17 protein-coding genes are annotated in these 15,192 nt (G+C 45.7%); 13 read left to right on the top strand and 4 right to left on the bottom strand.

What is annotated here, in order from left to right; genetic code table 11:
• Positions 1 to 20 precede the first annotated feature (20 nt).
• Complete coding sequence (locus tag ACZ5NB_RS18470; protein WP_460234206.1) at positions 21 to 341, bottom strand: hypothetical protein; 321 nt, start codon at positions 339 to 341, stop codon at positions 21 to 23.
• A 212-nt stretch (positions 342 to 553) separates the two neighbouring features.
• Between ACZ5NB_RS18470 and rsgA the strand changes: the two genes are divergently transcribed.
• Positions 554 to 1,633 (top strand): ribosome small subunit-dependent GTPase A, encoded by a 1,080-nt coding sequence (rsgA, locus tag ACZ5NB_RS18465; protein ID WP_464107714.1) that lies wholly within the window; start codon positions 554 to 556, stop codon positions 1,631 to 1,633.
• A 122-nt stretch (positions 1,634 to 1,755) separates the two neighbouring features.
• Here the strand turns inward: rsgA and tmpT are convergent, their stop codons facing one another.
• Positions 1,756 to 2,391, bottom strand: coding sequence for a thiopurine S-methyltransferase (gene tmpT / locus ACZ5NB_RS18460; protein WP_464107713.1), 636 nt, complete (start codon positions 2,389 to 2,391; stop codon positions 1,756 to 1,758).
• Between the two features lie 79 nt (positions 2,392 to 2,470).
• Between tmpT and ACZ5NB_RS18455 the strand changes: the two genes are divergently transcribed.
• Entirely contained in the window at positions 2,471 to 3,187 is a 717-nt protein-coding gene (locus ACZ5NB_RS18455; protein WP_464107712.1) for a phosphoglycolate phosphatase, read from the top strand.
• On the opposite strand, the gene ACZ5NB_RS18450 is transcribed toward ACZ5NB_RS18455, so the two are convergent.
• Complete coding sequence (locus ACZ5NB_RS18450; RefSeq protein ID WP_464107711.1) at positions 3,139 to 4,653, bottom strand: FAD-dependent oxidoreductase; 1,515 nt, start codon at positions 4,651 to 4,653, stop codon at positions 3,139 to 3,141. The two genes, ACZ5NB_RS18455 and ACZ5NB_RS18450, sit on opposite strands and share 49 nt — an antisense overlap.
• A gap of 221 nt (positions 4,654 to 4,874) precedes the next feature.
• Between ACZ5NB_RS18450 and trxC the strand changes: the two genes are divergently transcribed.
• The 11 genes from trxC (at position 4,875) to ACZ5NB_RS18395 (ending at position 14,477) form a co-directional block, all read left to right on the top strand.
• Positions 4,875 to 5,309 carry a thioredoxin TrxC gene (gene trxC / locus ACZ5NB_RS18445; RefSeq protein WP_464107710.1) on the top strand — a complete coding sequence of 145 codons (435 nt, stop codon included), beginning with the start codon at positions 4,875 to 4,877 and terminating at the stop codon, positions 5,307 to 5,309.
• A gap of 489 nt (positions 5,310 to 5,798) precedes the next feature.
• Entirely contained in the window at positions 5,799 to 6,275 is a 477-nt protein-coding gene (locus tag ACZ5NB_RS18440) for a Na+/H+ antiporter subunit E (protein WP_464107709.1), read from the top strand.
• Positions 6,272 to 6,538, top strand: a complete 267-nt coding sequence (locus ACZ5NB_RS18435; protein ID WP_460234197.1) for an MrpF/PhaF family protein — start codon at positions 6,272 to 6,274, stop codon at positions 6,536 to 6,538. The genes ACZ5NB_RS18440 and ACZ5NB_RS18435 overlap by 4 nt, the downstream gene beginning before the upstream one ends.
• Positions 6,539 to 6,559: 21 nt before the next feature.
• On the top strand, positions 6,560 to 6,883 hold the full coding sequence (gene mnhG / locus ACZ5NB_RS18430; protein WP_460234196.1) for a monovalent cation/H(+) antiporter subunit G: 324 nt from the start codon (positions 6,560 to 6,562) through the stop codon (positions 6,881 to 6,883).
• A gap of 2 nt (positions 6,884 to 6,885) precedes the next feature.
• The gene (locus ACZ5NB_RS18425) at positions 6,886 to 7,866 is read left to right on the top strand and encodes a DUF4040 domain-containing protein (RefSeq protein WP_460234195.1); all 981 of its coding nucleotides are present in this window, start codon (positions 6,886 to 6,888) and stop codon (positions 7,864 to 7,866) included.
• A complete protein-coding gene (locus ACZ5NB_RS18420; protein WP_460234193.1) occupies positions 7,863 to 8,219 on the top strand; it encodes a cation:proton antiporter subunit C in 357 nt (118 codons plus the stop codon). The genes ACZ5NB_RS18425 and ACZ5NB_RS18420 overlap by 4 nt, the downstream gene beginning before the upstream one ends.
• Complete coding sequence (locus tag ACZ5NB_RS18415; protein WP_460234192.1) at positions 8,219 to 9,739, top strand: monovalent cation/H+ antiporter subunit D family protein; 1,521 nt, start codon at positions 8,219 to 8,221, stop codon at positions 9,737 to 9,739. Before ACZ5NB_RS18420 ends, ACZ5NB_RS18415 begins: the two co-directional genes overlap by 1 nt.
• Complete coding sequence (locus ACZ5NB_RS18410; protein WP_460234190.1) at positions 9,736 to 11,253, top strand: proton-conducting transporter transmembrane domain-containing protein; 1,518 nt, start codon at positions 9,736 to 9,738, stop codon at positions 11,251 to 11,253. The genes ACZ5NB_RS18415 and ACZ5NB_RS18410 overlap by 4 nt, the downstream gene beginning before the upstream one ends.
• Positions 11,254 to 11,508, top strand: coding sequence for a hypothetical protein (locus ACZ5NB_RS18405; protein WP_460234189.1), 255 nt, complete (start codon positions 11,254 to 11,256; stop codon positions 11,506 to 11,508).
• Positions 11,501 to 13,237 (top strand): Na(+)/H(+) antiporter subunit D, encoded by a 1,737-nt coding sequence (locus tag ACZ5NB_RS18400; RefSeq protein WP_460234188.1) that lies wholly within the window; start codon positions 11,501 to 11,503, stop codon positions 13,235 to 13,237. The genes ACZ5NB_RS18405 and ACZ5NB_RS18400 overlap by 8 nt, the downstream gene beginning before the upstream one ends.
• Before the next feature lie 187 nt (positions 13,238 to 13,424).
• Positions 13,425 to 14,477 (top strand): hypothetical protein, encoded by a 1,053-nt coding sequence (locus ACZ5NB_RS18395; protein WP_460234187.1) that lies wholly within the window; start codon positions 13,425 to 13,427, stop codon positions 14,475 to 14,477.
• Here ACZ5NB_RS18395 and ACZ5NB_RS18390 read toward each other — a convergent pair.
• Positions 14,385 to 14,924 (bottom strand): LVIVD repeat-containing protein, encoded by a 540-nt coding sequence (locus ACZ5NB_RS18390; protein ID WP_460234407.1) that lies wholly within the window; start codon positions 14,922 to 14,924, stop codon positions 14,385 to 14,387. The two genes, ACZ5NB_RS18395 and ACZ5NB_RS18390, sit on opposite strands and share 93 nt — an antisense overlap.
• Between the last annotated feature and the right edge of the window lie 268 nt (positions 14,925 to 15,192).

The following is a 15,192-nucleotide window of genomic DNA, read 5'->3' as shown; positions in this document are numbered from 1 at the left end:
CGACATGGCGGAACGTCCGGTTAAAGGGCGCGCTGTTGATACTCTGTAACGAGCGCATGAACTTTCAGTCTAATGATATCCGTGAGCAAGAGCATTTTGCGGTCGTGTTCTTGCTGGGCTATCTCATTAATTTCCTTTTCAAGTGTTTCGCTGCAATCACCGGGAATGGTCAACGACCACTCGGTAAAAAATGAACTATAACTGTCGATGGTTTTCACTAGTCCGAACTTTAATTTTTCTCGATCCCCTTTGGGGATAGCAATCAAGGAATTTTCGATAATGGACTCTAAATTTGACGCCTTTTCTTTAGTAAGATTAGGAAATTGCAGAATTTCTGACATAGCAACCTCTTATATGCTGTCTTAAACGTTACAAATAACCGCGTAGTGGTTAAAGCTATTCACAAAACGGGCCAACCTGAAAAACAAATATGCTGCAACGACGAAGTGGCATGTTTTACACAATGAAGTAGGTGTTTATTGGCCTATGTAATGAGCGACCAATTGGATTTCTGCACCAGCATGAGTCAAAAAAGTCTAAAAGAGGGCCGACAATGAGTTCAGCTGCAGGAATGCCGAATAAATTAGAAAAATTGGGTTTAAGCGACACCCTCAAAGCAAAGCTAGATGAGTCTATTACTGCTAAGCACGACTTGGCGCGTGTAACCTCTGTGCATAAAGAAAGCTTTCTTATTTCTAAAGGTACTGGTAATGTTTTTGCCGAGCTGGTCGGGAAGATGCTCTATACAGCCGAAGGGCCCGCGGATCTTCCAACCACGGGCGACTGGGTCTATGCAGATTTCTACGACAACGACACGCATGCGATTATCTACGGTGTTGTGCCGAGAGAAACCTTGTTAAAGCGAAAAACGCCCGGCAAGCAAATTGACGTTCAATTGATTGGCGCAAATATCGATGTGGCGTTTATTGTGCAGTCGGTAGACTATAACTTTAACGTGCGCAGGATTGAGCGTTATCTGGTCATGATTCGAGAGGCGGGCATCACGCCGGTTATTCTCCTTAGCAAAAGCGACTTAGCCACAACTGATCAGTTGGAGTCCATGTGCTCCAAAATAAAGGCCATAGCACCTGATGTGGCGTTGCACAACTACAGTAGTCAAACAGGTCAGAATTTAGACCTGGTTAAGCAGCTGTTTGAGGCGGGTAAGACGTATTGTATTCTTGGTTCGTCGGGTGTTGGAAAAACGACGCTGATTAATGAGCTGCTGGGTAAGGACTTGTTTGCCACTAAGACGGTTAGTGTAAAAGATAGCAAGGGGCGTCATACAACAACCAGTCGTGAACTGGTCATGCTAGATAACGGAGCAATCATCATTGATACTCCGGGTATGCGAGAATTGGGCAATATATCTTCATCGCAGGGTATTGCGGAAACTTTTGCTGACATTGTAGAACTGACGCAGGCCTGTAAATTTAGAAATTGTACGCACACAAATGAAAAAGGGTGCGCGGTAATTGCAGCGATAGACGATGGTGTCTTGTCTGTGAGTCGTTATAACAATTATTTAAAAATTAACAGAGAATCTGCATTCAATGACATGTCCTATCTTGAGAAGCGAGAAAAAGACAAGCAGTTTGGTAAAATGGTCAAGCGTGTGATGAAAGACAAGTAGCGGTAATCGACTATATTGATCATGAGTAGCAAAAATTGTTGAACGATCGGATCAATCAAAGGCTTTCGAGGCCGCCGCCCTCTTCTCGGTGATGTAGGCTTTTTACTAGCGAGTTGCAGTATCTAGGTTTTTAAAAGCCACGCTTTTTCTTCCGCATCACATTTTCCTTTTAACCCGCCTGCTAAGCGCATACTTTCAAGTAATTCGAGGCTGTAGTGATCAGCATAGTGCTTACGTAGTTCGTTATCGCTAATAGAGAATGGCGGGCCAGCTAATTGCGATTGGTCATAGGTGAAACAAATAATCAACTGGGGAGCTTGATGAGTGATCATGGTTAGGTGCGCTGCATAGCGAGTGCGCATCTCGAGGGGGAGAGCGACGAGTGCTGCGCGGTCATATATGGCATCTACTTGGCCCAATATTCCTGCATCGAGATCAAAAAAGTCGCCGACAAATATATCTAATCCCTCTGTGTAGAAGCGCGTAAATTTGCCGACGCTTTCAGTTTGCGGTGCGATCTCTAATGTTTCAAACAGTTGTTCTACCGCCAGTGAGCTCAGCTCAACACCAACAACTTCATATCCTTCCGCTAGCAACCAAAGTATATCCATAGATTTTCCGCATAGAGGCAGAAAAATTCGATTTTTAGGTGCTAAGTGTAATTGGGGCAGGTGCTGGGTCAGCAACGCGTTGGGTTTGCCTTCGTGAAAGCCAATTTCGTTATTCGCCCATTTATCATGCCAGAAGTCAACGTGCATTAGATTCCTCTTGTGACTAAATACGTGGGTCAACCATACTGATGGACATGCTCGCCCTTGTAAAGTGCCTAGTGGTATCATGCGTTGCTTAAATAATACATCGGATCTAAATCAAACTATGCAATTTCAAAATACAAAGGCTCTTTTTTTCGATTTTGATGGGACGTTGGTTGATAGCGTTCCTGATCTCGCCTTAGCGGTTAACAACATGCTAGATGTGTTAGGTAAAGCCGCCTTTTCCGTAAATGATATTCGAAGTTGGGTGGGTAATGGTCCAGAGTTGTTGGTTGCGAGAGCATTGAGTGGGAGCGCGACGCCAGACAAACGTATTACGCCAACAGAGCTTAACCATGCGCTCACGGTCTTTACGCAGTGTTATGAAAAGAATATGTGTGTAAACACGATGCTTTACCCTTGTGTAAAAGAAACAATTCGTACGCTCCATGGCCAGTATGCAATGGCGATTATTACCAATAAGCCACACCGATTTGTTGAGCCTATTTTGTCTGGCGTGGGTTTGAGCGGGCTGTTTGATTTAATCATCGGTAGCGATACGTTGCCTGAACGAAAACCGCAGCCAGAACCATTATTGTTTGCAGCAAGACATTTTGATTTGTCTGTTCATCAGTGTGTGATGGTTGGTGATTCAAAAAATGATATTTTGGCGGCGAAGTCTGCAGGCATGCCTTCGGTGGGGGTAAGCTATGGTTACAACTATGGTGTGCCTATTAGTCAATATGAGCCAGACTATGTGGTGAATGACTTTTCAGCGTTACTGACATTGTTATCAGAGTGATTTGACATTGGTTGCGCTAATGCTGATGGGTACTGTCGGTCCTGCGCTATTTTTGTGGCTAATGCGGTTATATCGTTTGACGAAAACTTGCTCGTTGTAACTGGGAAGTAGTGATGGTTGGTGGTGAGCTCTGATCCCTCCGACGTCACCAAGGTTTTATCGACAAGGTCTTGTAATACTGCGTCGGCTGCTGCTAAAGCAGAAGAGGCTTTTACTATTTCGGCTCGTGCATAGTGATCGGAGTTGAAGGAGATGTTCGCGGTGCGTAAGCTGGGATCGTTGCCTGGTATTTGTTGCGCGCCAAATAAAGGTTTTCCGGCTAGTGTTGCACTGTTGAAACGCGGTAAGAATTGCGCGACATGTGAGATCGCGGCGTGTGTTCTTGTTGCGATTTCGTTCGGCTCCCAGTTAGATTCTATTTTGTGTAAATGATGTGGCGCTAATTGGGGTTGAGCACTTCTTTTGTCGCTTGTTGCTAATCCATCGTCAAACAATGTAATTGCGGTTGTCATCCCATGAATTTGAAAGTATCCGTTAGGATAGGGTGTTAATTGTGCCATACCTTGTGGTGTGCCGCGCTCACCGTGAAAAATAATTTCCGGCCAGAAGTCTTCTGAGTTAGCCCATCTCGCGATATATGCCGATTTAAACTCGACAAATCGCTCGCGTTTCAAATCGAGCATGTCATCAATTTCGCCGCTACGAAAACCACACGCATTAACCACGTAGTCGAACCGGAATGTCTCAGTGGTTTGTTCAGCATCGACTACACAAATATCCCAGCCGGCTTCCGCTGTGGGTGTTTTGGTTAGCGAAATGACCTGATGATTGAGTTTCAGTGTGCAATGTTTTAATTGGTTCATGGCAAGCTGGCAAGCAGCTGAAAAACGAAAAGCACTCAAACCATACTCTTGGACCAAATAAATCGGAAACTGTATTGTCGAAAAGTCGAGATGCTTGGCAACGGGAATCATCCAGTCGTCAGCCGATACGGGGGCTTTGGGTGTAGGTTGTTGCGCAAGTGTTTCAAGGGTGTCTCGGTCATAAGAGCGGTAGTAATTGTCAGGATGACCCAGCATGGCATTGACTGCATCTTGATCGACCAGCTTCTGATATTCTCTTTGCAGTAATTTGAGTCGAGGTAATAACTCATTGGCTAAATGTGAATCCCAAATGGGTAGCGCTATCACCGTTGGACGTCGGTTTACGCATTCTGAATAGACCTTCATCGTATCGATGGACTGTCGCAAAAGCGTTACGCATTGTTCGTCGGAAATCTCGCGATATAAATTGCCTCCAGCGTGTAAATGACAAATCGGTGGGCCACTCACGAGGCTATCGCTTTTTTCAATCAGTGTTGTATCGATGCCCAGCTCCGCTAGCCGCAGTGCGATGGTGGAGCCAGCTACTCCGCCTCCAATCACTGCAATTTTACTATGGCTAGGATTGCCGAAGGTTTTCGTCATCGTTTACATCTTTTGGGTGGTCATGATTCAGTGAGCTACGGTTCGACATGCTATCTGGCTCACTGTTTTGCTACGTATTACGCCGGGCATTATATTGTTTCACGGAATAAATCAGCAAATCTCGCACACCTTTCAAGTGTGGCTCTGATGGTAAATCATGGTTGAAAATTGTTGCGAAAGTCACAATATTAGTTGGCACTATGTTTCAAGGTTAATTGGTTATGAGTACTCAACTGCATGCAGTATGCCCGCATTGCCAAGCAATAAATCGTTTGTCGAAAGATAAACTCAACGCTGCGCCAAACTGTGGGAAATGTAAATCGGCATTGTTTACGGGCGTGCCTTTTGACGTTAATCAGGCGCAATTTGATCGTCAGGTAAATAAAGGGGATGTCCCCGTACTGGTAGATTTTTGGGCAAGTTGGTGTGGCCCCTGTAAAATGATGGCGCCGGAATTCAAGCAGGCTGCCTCGGTATTAGAGCCTCACGTGCGATTGCTCAAGGTGAATACCGAAACAGAGCAAGGCATAGCTGCGCGCTATAATATTCGGAGTATCCCAACGCTTATGTTGTTCAAAAACGGTAAAGCGATAGCTACTCAGCCCGGCGCGATGCAGGCGAAGCAAATTGTGCAGTGGACCCAGGCCGCGTTGTAGGCGGATAACCTGGGCTTATATAAGGCGCTCTACGCGTTTTATGGTGGGTAATTTGTAAATAGAGCTCGCGTGGTTAAGTTTAGAGGGCGATCGCTTCGCGTCACATCGGCTGATGTCATATCACCCAAGCCGTTGCGGAGGTTGCTCGTTAATCCCTTCAAAACCTAGGGTTGCGTAACGTGTTCTACAACAGCGGTGCCTTACGCATTCATTTCTTTGAGGTGTTTCTTGGGATGTGTGCTGACTACTAGCGCTTGATTCTAAGCGCGTCTGCTTTGATAACTGTTTTGGCTTCGTGTATTTCAGCGTTTAGGGAGTGCACCTGATCAAATCGACGCCAAGTTATCATTGCTTGCTGCTTTTTCTGATCAGTCTGTAGACTATGGCGAGACACTCTTACTGTTATCTTGTGCTAAGCCTCTTCAGCCCCCCTATAACTTGTCTTTTAAATTTTGCTATACTCAGGTGAATAGCAAATTGGAATAATTTATGCACTTAGGCAAATGGGCGCTGCTTCTAGCTGTGTTTTGGCTACTCCTTTCGGGTTATTTCATGCCACTCATGCTGGGGTTTGGTGTGTTGTCTGTGTTGATTGTTATAGTTTTTCTAGCGCGGATGGACAAGGTTGATGGGGATCCTAAACGTATAGGCACTGGCCATCGCATGGTGCGCTATTCGCTATGGCTGATTTGGCAAATCGTCTTGTCGAGCCTGCAGGTAACTCGCCTGGTTTGGGCTCCGACCAGCAAGCTATCGCCTTCATTAGAAAAAATACCCGTTAGTATTCCAGAAGAAACAAAGCGGGTGATCTATGCAAATTCAATTACCCTAACGCCCGGGACCTTAAGTGTTGATTTAGAAGACGGTGAGGTGACGGTTCATGCTTTGCAAAAAGAGTCTATTGACGAGCTAAAAACGGGCAGCATGGAAAGTAAAATCACGACTATTTTAGGGTCTAAGACATGACTGGTGTTTTGGCAGCTGTTTGCATTGCGATTTTAGTGGTAATGGCGATCGCACTAGCTCGCGCATTTTATTCAGACACAGTTTACGATCGCATCCTGGGCGTGAACATGTTTGGTACCAAAACAGTATTGTTTATTGCTGCCGTTGGGTTTTTTATGGGGCGTCCCGATTTCCTCGATATTGCCATTGTGTACGCGCTCATTAACTTCATTGGTATGGTCGCGGTGTTGCGCTTTTTCGAATACACCGCACCCATGGAATAATTAAAAGACTAAGGATAAGACATGCTCGTTTTGGATATTCTTAGCGCTATATTGTTGCTCGCTGGCGTGTTTTTTGGCTTTACAGGTGCGGTGGGCTTATTCCGATTCCCTGATTTCTTTACTCGTGTTCATGCGGCTAGTGTGACAGATTCAATAGCCTCGATTTTGATTCTGTTAGGCCTTTTGTTGCAAACGCAGTTTGATTTAAACACGGCAAAGCTCATTTTTATCCTGCTTTTCTTGATGATTACCAGTCCAACCGCCTCCCACGCTTTGGCTAAATCAGCTCGTCATGGGGGGCTGTTAAGTATCCCAGAGGCCGACCAGAAAAAAGAGAGCCCGTAACTATGGCAGTGCTAATTGATCTGGTGTTAATGGGGATGCTAGCGATCACTGCGTTGCGAGTGATCTTCCTAAAAGATCTCTTTGCCGTTGTTATGCTATTTAGCATATACAGTTTTGTATCCGCGTTGATCTTTGTTAGCTTGGATGCGGTGGACGTTGCTTTCACCGAAGCAGCGGTCGGCGCGGGAATTTCAACTGTATTAATGCTCGGCACACTGGCATTAACCGGGCGCAAAGAAAAAGAAAGCAAACATTCCTCTGTACTCCCTTTATTAGTCGTCACGGTTACCGGTGCCGCGTTGGTCTATGGCACCTTGGATATGCCACCCTTCGGTAACCCCGAAAACCCAATTCATCAACACGTTGCGCCCCGCTATATTGAAGAATCGCCAAAAGAAGTTGGCTTGCCTAATATGGTGACATCGGTTCTCGCCAGTTATCGAGGCTTCGATACCTTGGGTGAAACCGTTGTGGTTTTTGCGGCGATGATTGGCGTGCTCACGCTGTTGGGTGTTCGTCGCAATGAAGACGATGGGGCGCCTGAGTCTGGGCTTCAATCCCATCGTGTATTGCATGTGGTTGCCAAGGTGGTGATTCCCTATGTGATCTTGTTTGCGTTATATGTACAGTTTCACGGCGACTTTGGTCCTGGGGGAGGCTTTCAGGCGGGTGTGATAGCCGCAGCCGCTATGATTCTCTATGCATTAGTGTTTGGCTTGCCCCTTGCTCAGCGTGTCATTAGTCCAAAATTTTTGCAGATTCTAGCGCCTCTGGGTGTGTTGCTCTACGCCAGTGTAGGGCTTGTTAGTATGTTAAAAGGTGGCAATTTCCTCGATTACAATAGGCTTGCGCACGACCCTCTCCATGGCCAACACTACGGCATTATTATTATCGAGCTTGGCGTTGGTGTGACGGTCTTTGCGGTAATGCTTAGCATTTTCTACGCTTTTGCGAGTCAAGCCGAGAGGAGTAACGTGCAATGAGTTTTATTGTCGATTACTACAACTATTGGATTGTTGTCTTTTTAATGATGGCAGGCTTTTACATCGTTATTTCCGCAAATAATCTAGTAAAAAAAATAGCGGGGCTGAACATTTTTCAAACCTCGGTTTTTATGCTGTATATCTCCATGGGCAAAGTGGCGGGAGGTACAGCGCCGATTGTGGTCGAGGGTGTGGAAGTGTATTCGAACCCGCTTCCTCATGTATTGATTCTTACTGCCATCGTGGTTGGCGTTGCGACGACGGCTGTGGGTTTGGCGCTCATTATTAGAATAAAGCGTGCTTATGGCACAGTGGAAGAAAATGAGTTTGAAAACAGTGATGATGCAATCTGATGCTTGAACAACAGTTTCTTGCGCAACACCTAGCTGCGCTACCCATACTATTGCCGCTTATTGCTGCGCCGATTGTGCTCTTGTTTGGGCGTGCGAATGTCGCTTGGCTTATCGCCACGTTAGTCAGTGGGTGCGCTACCGTCGTTGCGTGGCAACTATTGGTCGTTACAGTTGCTGATGGCTCTCTGGGTTATGCGGTAGGCGGATGGTTACCTCCATGGGGTATTGAGCTTCGCGTCGATGCGGCCAACGCTTTTGTGTTACTTGCCATCACGGCACTATCAACACTGGTACTAATTTATGCAAAAGAAAGTGTTGCTAAGGAAATCGATAGCGATAAACATCTACTCTTTTACACGGCTCACTTGCTTTGTTTAGCAGGCTTATCAGGTATTTTAGTAACAGGTGATGCTTTCAACCTGTTTGTTTTCCTCGAAATTTCCTCTCTTGCGACGTATACCCTGGTTAGCTTGGCGTCTGATCGGCGCTGCCTTACTGCCGCTTTTCGCTATCTAATCATGGGGACGATTGGCGCGACCTTTATTCTTATCGGTGTCGGCATGTTGTACATGAAAACCGGCACCCTAAACATGCTCGATTTGTCTGTGAGGATTTTAGAGCTAGAAAGCAGCCGTACTATTAATACCGGGCTTGCTTTCATCATGGTGGGTGTTGGCGTTAAATTGGCGCTATTCCCGCTGCACATGTGGTTACCACCAGCTTATACGCACGCCCCCTCAGCTGTTACTGCATTTCTAGCGAGTACCGCGACAAAAGTTGCCGTCTACGTGATGATTCGTTTTATCTTCACCATCTTTGGTGCGGATCATGTGTTCAACGAAATGACGATGGATTTAATTCTCGTTGTGCTGGCGATTGTGGCGATCTTTAAATGTTCTTACATGGCAACGTTACAAAACAATGTCAAAACAGTACTGGCGTTTAGTAGTGTGGCGCAAATCGGTTACATGGTGCTGGGTATTAGTTTAGTCAGTGCAGCGGGTTTAATGGCTGGCCTCATTCATATTTTTAATCACGCACTCATGAAAGGCGCACTGTTTATGGCAGTGGGTGCTGTGTTTTATCGCTTAGGTTCAGTAGATATCAAGGATTTTCGTGGCCTGGGTAAACACATGCCATTAACCATGGCGGCATTTACGTTGGCCGGATTAAGCATAATTGGGGTGCCTTTGACGGTTGGTTTTGTCAGCAAGTGGTATTTAGTCAGTGCCGCGCTGGAACAAAATAATTGGATAGTGGCTGTGCTTGTTCTGCTGGGCTCATTATTGGCTGTTGTATATATCGGCAGAATTCTTGAAGCGGCGTATTTCCAAAAATTACCGGAAACGACTGATCCCGCCAAAGTGAAAGAAGTTCCGTACATTATGCTAATCCCTATGTGGGTGCTGGTGATTGCCAATCTGTATTTTGGCATTGATACCTCTGTTACCACAGAAGCTGCAAGCAGTGCAGCGGAATGGTTGTTTGCCAACACACAGACAGCGGAGATGACACCATGAATCTCTGGGGTTTCGTCGAGCCGTCTCAGTTAATTGCGTTAGCCATCTTTCTTCCGTTGATCGGCGGTTTCTGTCTGTTAATGGCAGGTAAGTCGCCTAACGTTCGTGAAGCCATCACGCTATCCACGGCATTTATTCTTTTTACCATTGTGCTCGCGATTACAGACAACACCTTTAATGGTGTTGCTATGCAATCGGTGTGGGTCGAAATATTCCCAGGCTTGGGCTTGGCGTTTAACGTTGAGCCGCTTGGCGTTCTATTTGCGCTGGTCGCTAGCTTCCTTTGGATTATCACCAGTATCTATGCCATCGGCTACATGCGTGGCCATCACGAAGTGAATCAAACACGGTTCTTCTTTTGTTTTGCGCTGGCTATTGCGTCGGTGATGGCGATTTGTTTTTCCGGTAATTTATTAACGCTGTTTGTATTTTATGAAGTACTCACATTATCCACCTATCCACTAGTGACGCATGCGGGTAACGATGCAGCTAAACAAGGTGGCCGAGTTTATTTAGGTATTTTGCTAAGTACTTCGATTGCCTTCTTGTTGCTTGCAGTTCTGGGTACTTGGGCGGTTGCTGGTACGCTCGATTTCACAGCGGGCGGTATTTTACAGAATGTCGAAAGCCCAATTATTTTGGGTACACTATTGGTGCTGTTTTGCTACGGCATTGGTAAAGCGGCACTGATGCCGTTCCATCGCTGGTTGCCTGCGGCGATGGTTGCGCCTACGCCGGTCAGTGCGTTGTTACACGCGGTTGCCGTGGTTAAAGCCGGTGTGTTCAGTATTCTTAAAGTCGCGATTTATATCTTTGGTATCGATGGCCTAAAAGATATTCCCACCACCGACATCATGCTCTATATCGCCACGGCAACTATTTTAATTTCGTCTTGCATCGCCATGACGAAGGATAATTTAAAAGCGCGACTTGCGTATTCAACCGTCAGCCAGCTCAGCTATATTGTCGCGGGTGCGTTACTTGCGTCATCCGTTGCTGCAGCCGGTGCTGCATTGCATATCGCAACGCATGCGTTTGGCAAAATTACCTTGTTCTTCTGTGCAGGCGCGATCATGGTTGCCAGCCATAAGAAGAATATCAGTGAGATGGTTGGCTTAGGCAGAACCATGCCGTTAACCATGGCGGCGTTTGCAATCGGTGCGATCAGTATTATCGGTCTACCGCCTATGGCGGGTACCTGGAGTAAGTGGTATTTAACGATCGGCGCATTGGAAAGCGATAAATTGATTGTTGTCGCGGTATTGATGATTAGTTCGCTGCTTAATATTGCCTACTTATTGCCTATCCCTATTCGTGCATTTTTTAACCCCGTATCGGCTGATAACCAGCAAACTTGGTCGTGGTCGCAAACAAAAGAGGCACCATTGCCGTGTTTGATTGCCATTGGTGTTACCAGCGCTGGGTGCTTAGCATTATTTTTCTTCCCTCAACCACTGGTTGATTTAATTAATCTTATTCCCGGTGTCTCAACCGGTGCAGGTGAAGGAGGCTAGATGAACAAACAAGATGAGCCGCAAGACTTCTTTGATAAGCCTGAAAACATCAAAAAAATTCTCAAGGTGTTTTACGTTATCTGCATTGGCTTGGTTATTGTCGATTTTATTGTGCATCGCCACATCTATCACTCTTGGGAAAATATTCCGGCGTTCTACGCCATTTACGGATTTGTTGGCTGTGTCATTCTGGTACTGATCGCCAAAGAGATGCGCAAAGTCCTAATGCGTGGGGAAGACTACTACGATGACTAGTTTGCTACTTCCTCCCTTTGTACCGCTGTTATTGGGTGCCCTCGCGGCGATCCTCTTACGTGGCTGGCCGCGTAATATCATCATGTTGTTAGCACCTATTGCTGGTGCATTGAACCTGATGGGTATCGATCCAAACTTTTGGGGTGATGGCGGCATCTGGGGTACCTTAGAGTTTATGGGTTATACCCTTGAGCCTGTGCGCGTAGACAAACTCAGCATCATGTTTGGCTACCTGTTTCATATTGCATCGTTTATCGCCATTCTCTACGCACTACATGTGAAAGATACCGTGCAGCATGTCGCTGCGTTGTGTTACGCCGCGAGTGCGGTAGGTGCTGTGTTTGCCGGCGATATGCTAACGCTATTCGTATTCTGGGAAATGCTCGCGTTAACTTCAGTATTTTTGGTGTGGGCACGCCGAACTGATCGCGCTTATTCCGCTGGTATTCGTTACCTGATTATTCAAGTGCTTTCGGGCGTAATGTTGCTAGCGGGGCTGCTTATTCTCGCGCAAGTGACGGGCAGCTTATTGTTTAACGAAATCGGTTTGCAGCATGAAGGTATTGCGGCCATTGGTGCATGGCTTGTGTTCCTCGCGTTTGGTATTAAGTGCGCATTCCCCTTTGTGCACAATTGGTTAACCGATGCCTATCCCGAAGCGACGCCGACAGGCACAATTTTTCTCGCGTCTTTCACCACTAAAGTAGCGGTCTATACCTTTGCTCGTGGCTTCCCCGGCGAAGAAATTTTGGTATGGATCGGCGTCACCATGGCGTGTTTCCCGATCTTCTTTGCCGTAATCGAAAACGATCTGCGTCGCGTACTGGCCTACAGTATGATCAACCAGATCGGTTTTATGGTGGTCGGTGTGGGTATCGGAACATCACTCGCGCTCAACGGTGCCGTTGCGCACGCCTTTAACGATGTCATCTTTAAAGGCTTGTTGATGATGACCATGGGTGCCGTCTTGCACATGACGGGTCGCATTAATGGTTCGGATTTGGGCGGCCTTTATAAATCGATGCCTAAAACCGCGATCCTGTGTATTGTCGGTGCGGCTTCGATTTCGGCGTTCCCATTGTTCAGTGGCTTCGTATCTAAATCGATGATCATGAGCGCAGCGATCAAAGAAGGCTACGACGTTGTGTGGTTGCTTCTCTTATTCGCAGCGGCCGGTGTATTCCACCACGCGGGTATTAAGATTCCATACTTCGCATTCTTCGCGCACGACTCCGGTATTCGCACCACCGAGCCACCGCGCAATATGCTCTTCGCGATGACTATCGCTGCGATTCTCTGTGTAGTGATCGGTACCTTCCCAGCGCAAACCGTTTACGCGTTATTGCCGTGGGAATACGTCTATCAGCCTTATGACGTCACGCACGTGCTCACGCAATTGCAGTTACTGTTCTTCTCTGCATTGGCGTTCGTGTGGTTGAATTTACGCAATATGTATCCACCGGAATTGCCCTCCACCAACTTAGATGCGGATTGGATTTATCGTCGCTTGGTACCCGCATTTATTATGCGCTTGGGTGTGCCCATTTTTGGTTTGTATCAGTCTCTGGTATCCACTGGGGCAAGTACTATTAAAAATGTAATAGAAAACTCCACCTACAAGGAGTCTGGTAAAACCAAAGGTTACTTCGCCCGCTTGTGGCCAACGGAAACCATGGTTGTATGGGTTGCAATTTTGTTGGCGGTTTATCTGGTGCTTTACTATTTCTAGTTGCTGCTTACTTCTTCGAAGGGCAATCTAGTTCGAAACTGGGTTGTTCTGCATTCATTCTGTAAATCCAATGAAAAAACGAAAAACTGTTGATGCAGCACTCAATCCTTGTTGAGCCTCTTGTTGTGTAAGTGGCGGCTGAATAAGACACACTAATTAATAAAATTAAAAACTTGGTATTTCTGGTATGCGTATTTTTATTCGGGTCGTTGTTGTAGGGGTGTTGAGCTTAATCAGTCTCGGTGCTGCAGCGGGAACTGAGGCAATCAATTGGTCGTATCGATATGGCCTAGTTACATTCAATGATGATCACAGTATTAGGCTGATGAATATGATGCGAGATTATGCAGAAGATCTCGATACAGAGACTACCGATGTGGTTGCTGAGTTGCTCGCGCAGCGTCATAGTGATAAAGAATACAGTGAAAAGCTCATTATCTGGTACGGAAGAGTTTTAGAAGCAAATAAACGTAATCGATATTCGTCAGTATTGGAAGAAGTGTCGGCGACTATAGCTAATCAGGAGCTAAGTGAAGATTTTGAAAAGATTTCGAAACGCCTTTCTAAGCTAAAGGAGAAAGAAGAGCAGTACGTAAAAGGTATGTTAAGTATTGGGGCGATTAAAGCTGGGTACATAGCAGCAGCGGAAAACGCAGTTAACACAGATATTCCTGAAAAAATGATAAAGCTAAAGGAGCTTCGGAAGAAAAAAGTAACCCCAACAGTCGTTTTTGACACCCTTGGTAATCCTCAGCATCTTCGATTTGGCGGCCTTTATCGAATAACCGGATTGCAATTCTATTATTACTACAAAGATACTGGGCTAACTCGTTTTACTTTTCGTCGGCGAAAAGGGTTTGAGCTAGATGAGATCGATTTAGACTCATTAAGCTATCAGCTAGATATGCCTTACTACAGTTTAACAGATCGAGAAATTGATGAGACGCTAGCTTTAAATATGCTGAAATCTGAAAAGTATAAAGCTAATCAAAATATAATGATTCACTATGTCGATCTCGACTACGTGCCAAGCCTACAATTTTTAGAGACATCCGCTGAAAAGCTATCAAACTATATTGATAGTGGAGACGCTCAGCACGAAGAACGTATCTACAATTGGATTGTTAAACTATTGGTTAAACATGGGCTAGGTAGGTATCAGGAATTGTTGCAAAAGGTCGCCAGTATGCCTCAGAGTAGATTGTCTGATTTGGCAAAGGAAGGTTTGGCGGTAAAGTAATTCTAGATATGAAATAACGTAAGCCGTTGCGCCTCTAACATCTACAGCAGTTGCGCTACCAACCTCATCGAAGCTACCTGTAACCACGGAAGTTGATCGGTCAGAAACATCAACTATCACCAGTCCATCGGCTGCATCAGCCATGTAAATATATTCGTTGGAAAACCGAATGTCTCGTGGACTATTTATGCCGTCTAAGCTTGAAACAAGTGACGGAGATGTTGGGTCAGAGACATTGATTATATCCATTCCATATCCGAGCCGCGTTAGGTATGCATAATAGCCATCAACGGCAATGTAATAACTGACTTCTTCGGTTTCATATTCCCCCATGATTACTGGCGCAGAAGGGTCACTTATATCTATACTCACAAGCCCATTTTCATTTGCAACAAATGCATAATCTCCCGACACTTTTACGTCGGTAACCCAACCAGGTAAATCAATAAATGATAACGGTAATGGATTGTTAGGGTCGCTTGTTTCAAAAATCTGTAAGCCACCTGATGCGGCAACGAAAGTTAAGTTGAGCCGAGTATCAATTCCTTGAAAGAGACCATTTCCTATCTTGCTGACTAAGGCTAGTTCATCTGCACAAACAATCGCGATATCGGTAACATTTGAATTGCTTATCGTCCCGCTATTATTTGATATGAAACAGTTTTGATTTGCAGGGTATTCAAGAATTTCGACGTCGAATGTGTCGCCAGAGTCT

The organism is Aurantivibrio plasticivorans (genome assembly GCF_055392955.1).
The sequence above is the reverse complement of the archived record's forward strand: the minus strand, read 5'-3'. Positions and strand labels throughout refer to the sequence as shown.

Excerpts from the sequence above, each read along its gene's own strand:
- ACZ5NB_RS18415 (WP_460234192.1), top strand. The coding sequence starts at position 8,219 with ATGCTTGAACAACAGTTTCTTGCGCAACACCTAGCTGCGCTACCCATA.
- ACZ5NB_RS18405 (WP_460234189.1), top strand. The coding sequence starts at position 11,254 with ATGAACAAACAAGATGAGCCGCAAGACTTCTTTGATAAGCCTGAAAAC.
- ACZ5NB_RS18435 (WP_460234197.1), top strand. The coding sequence starts at position 6,272 with ATGACTGGTGTTTTGGCAGCTGTTTGCATTGCGATTTTAGTGGTAATG.
- ACZ5NB_RS18470 (WP_460234206.1), bottom strand. The coding sequence starts at position 341 with ATGTCAGAAATTCTGCAATTTCCTAATCTTACTAAAGAAAAGGCGTCA.
- ACZ5NB_RS18450 (WP_464107711.1), bottom strand. The coding sequence starts at position 4,653 with ATGACGAAAACCTTCGGCAATCCTAGCCATAGTAAAATTGCAGTGATT.
- rsgA (WP_464107714.1), top strand. The coding sequence starts at position 554 with ATGAGTTCAGCTGCAGGAATGCCGAATAAATTAGAAAAATTGGGTTTA.
- mnhG (WP_460234196.1), top strand. The coding sequence starts at position 6,560 with ATGCTCGTTTTGGATATTCTTAGCGCTATATTGTTGCTCGCTGGCGTG.
- ACZ5NB_RS18420 (WP_460234193.1), top strand. The coding sequence starts at position 7,863 with ATGAGTTTTATTGTCGATTACTACAACTATTGGATTGTTGTCTTTTTA.
- ACZ5NB_RS18440 (WP_464107709.1), top strand. The coding sequence starts at position 5,799 with ATGCACTTAGGCAAATGGGCGCTGCTTCTAGCTGTGTTTTGGCTACTC.
- ACZ5NB_RS18410 (WP_460234190.1), top strand. The coding sequence starts at position 9,736 with ATGAATCTCTGGGGTTTCGTCGAGCCGTCTCAGTTAATTGCGTTAGCC.
- trxC (WP_464107710.1), top strand. The coding sequence starts at position 4,875 with ATGAGTACTCAACTGCATGCAGTATGCCCGCATTGCCAAGCAATAAAT.
- ACZ5NB_RS18455 (WP_464107712.1), top strand. The coding sequence starts at position 2,471 with ATGCGTTGCTTAAATAATACATCGGATCTAAATCAAACTATGCAATTT.
- ACZ5NB_RS18425 (WP_460234195.1), top strand. The coding sequence starts at position 6,886 with ATGGCAGTGCTAATTGATCTGGTGTTAATGGGGATGCTAGCGATCACT.
- ACZ5NB_RS18395 (WP_460234187.1), top strand. The coding sequence starts at position 13,425 with ATGCGTATTTTTATTCGGGTCGTTGTTGTAGGGGTGTTGAGCTTAATC.
- tmpT (WP_464107713.1), bottom strand. The coding sequence starts at position 2,391 with ATGCACGTTGACTTCTGGCATGATAAATGGGCGAATAACGAAATTGGC.
- ACZ5NB_RS18400 (WP_460234188.1), top strand. The coding sequence starts at position 11,501 with ATGACTAGTTTGCTACTTCCTCCCTTTGTACCGCTGTTATTGGGTGCC.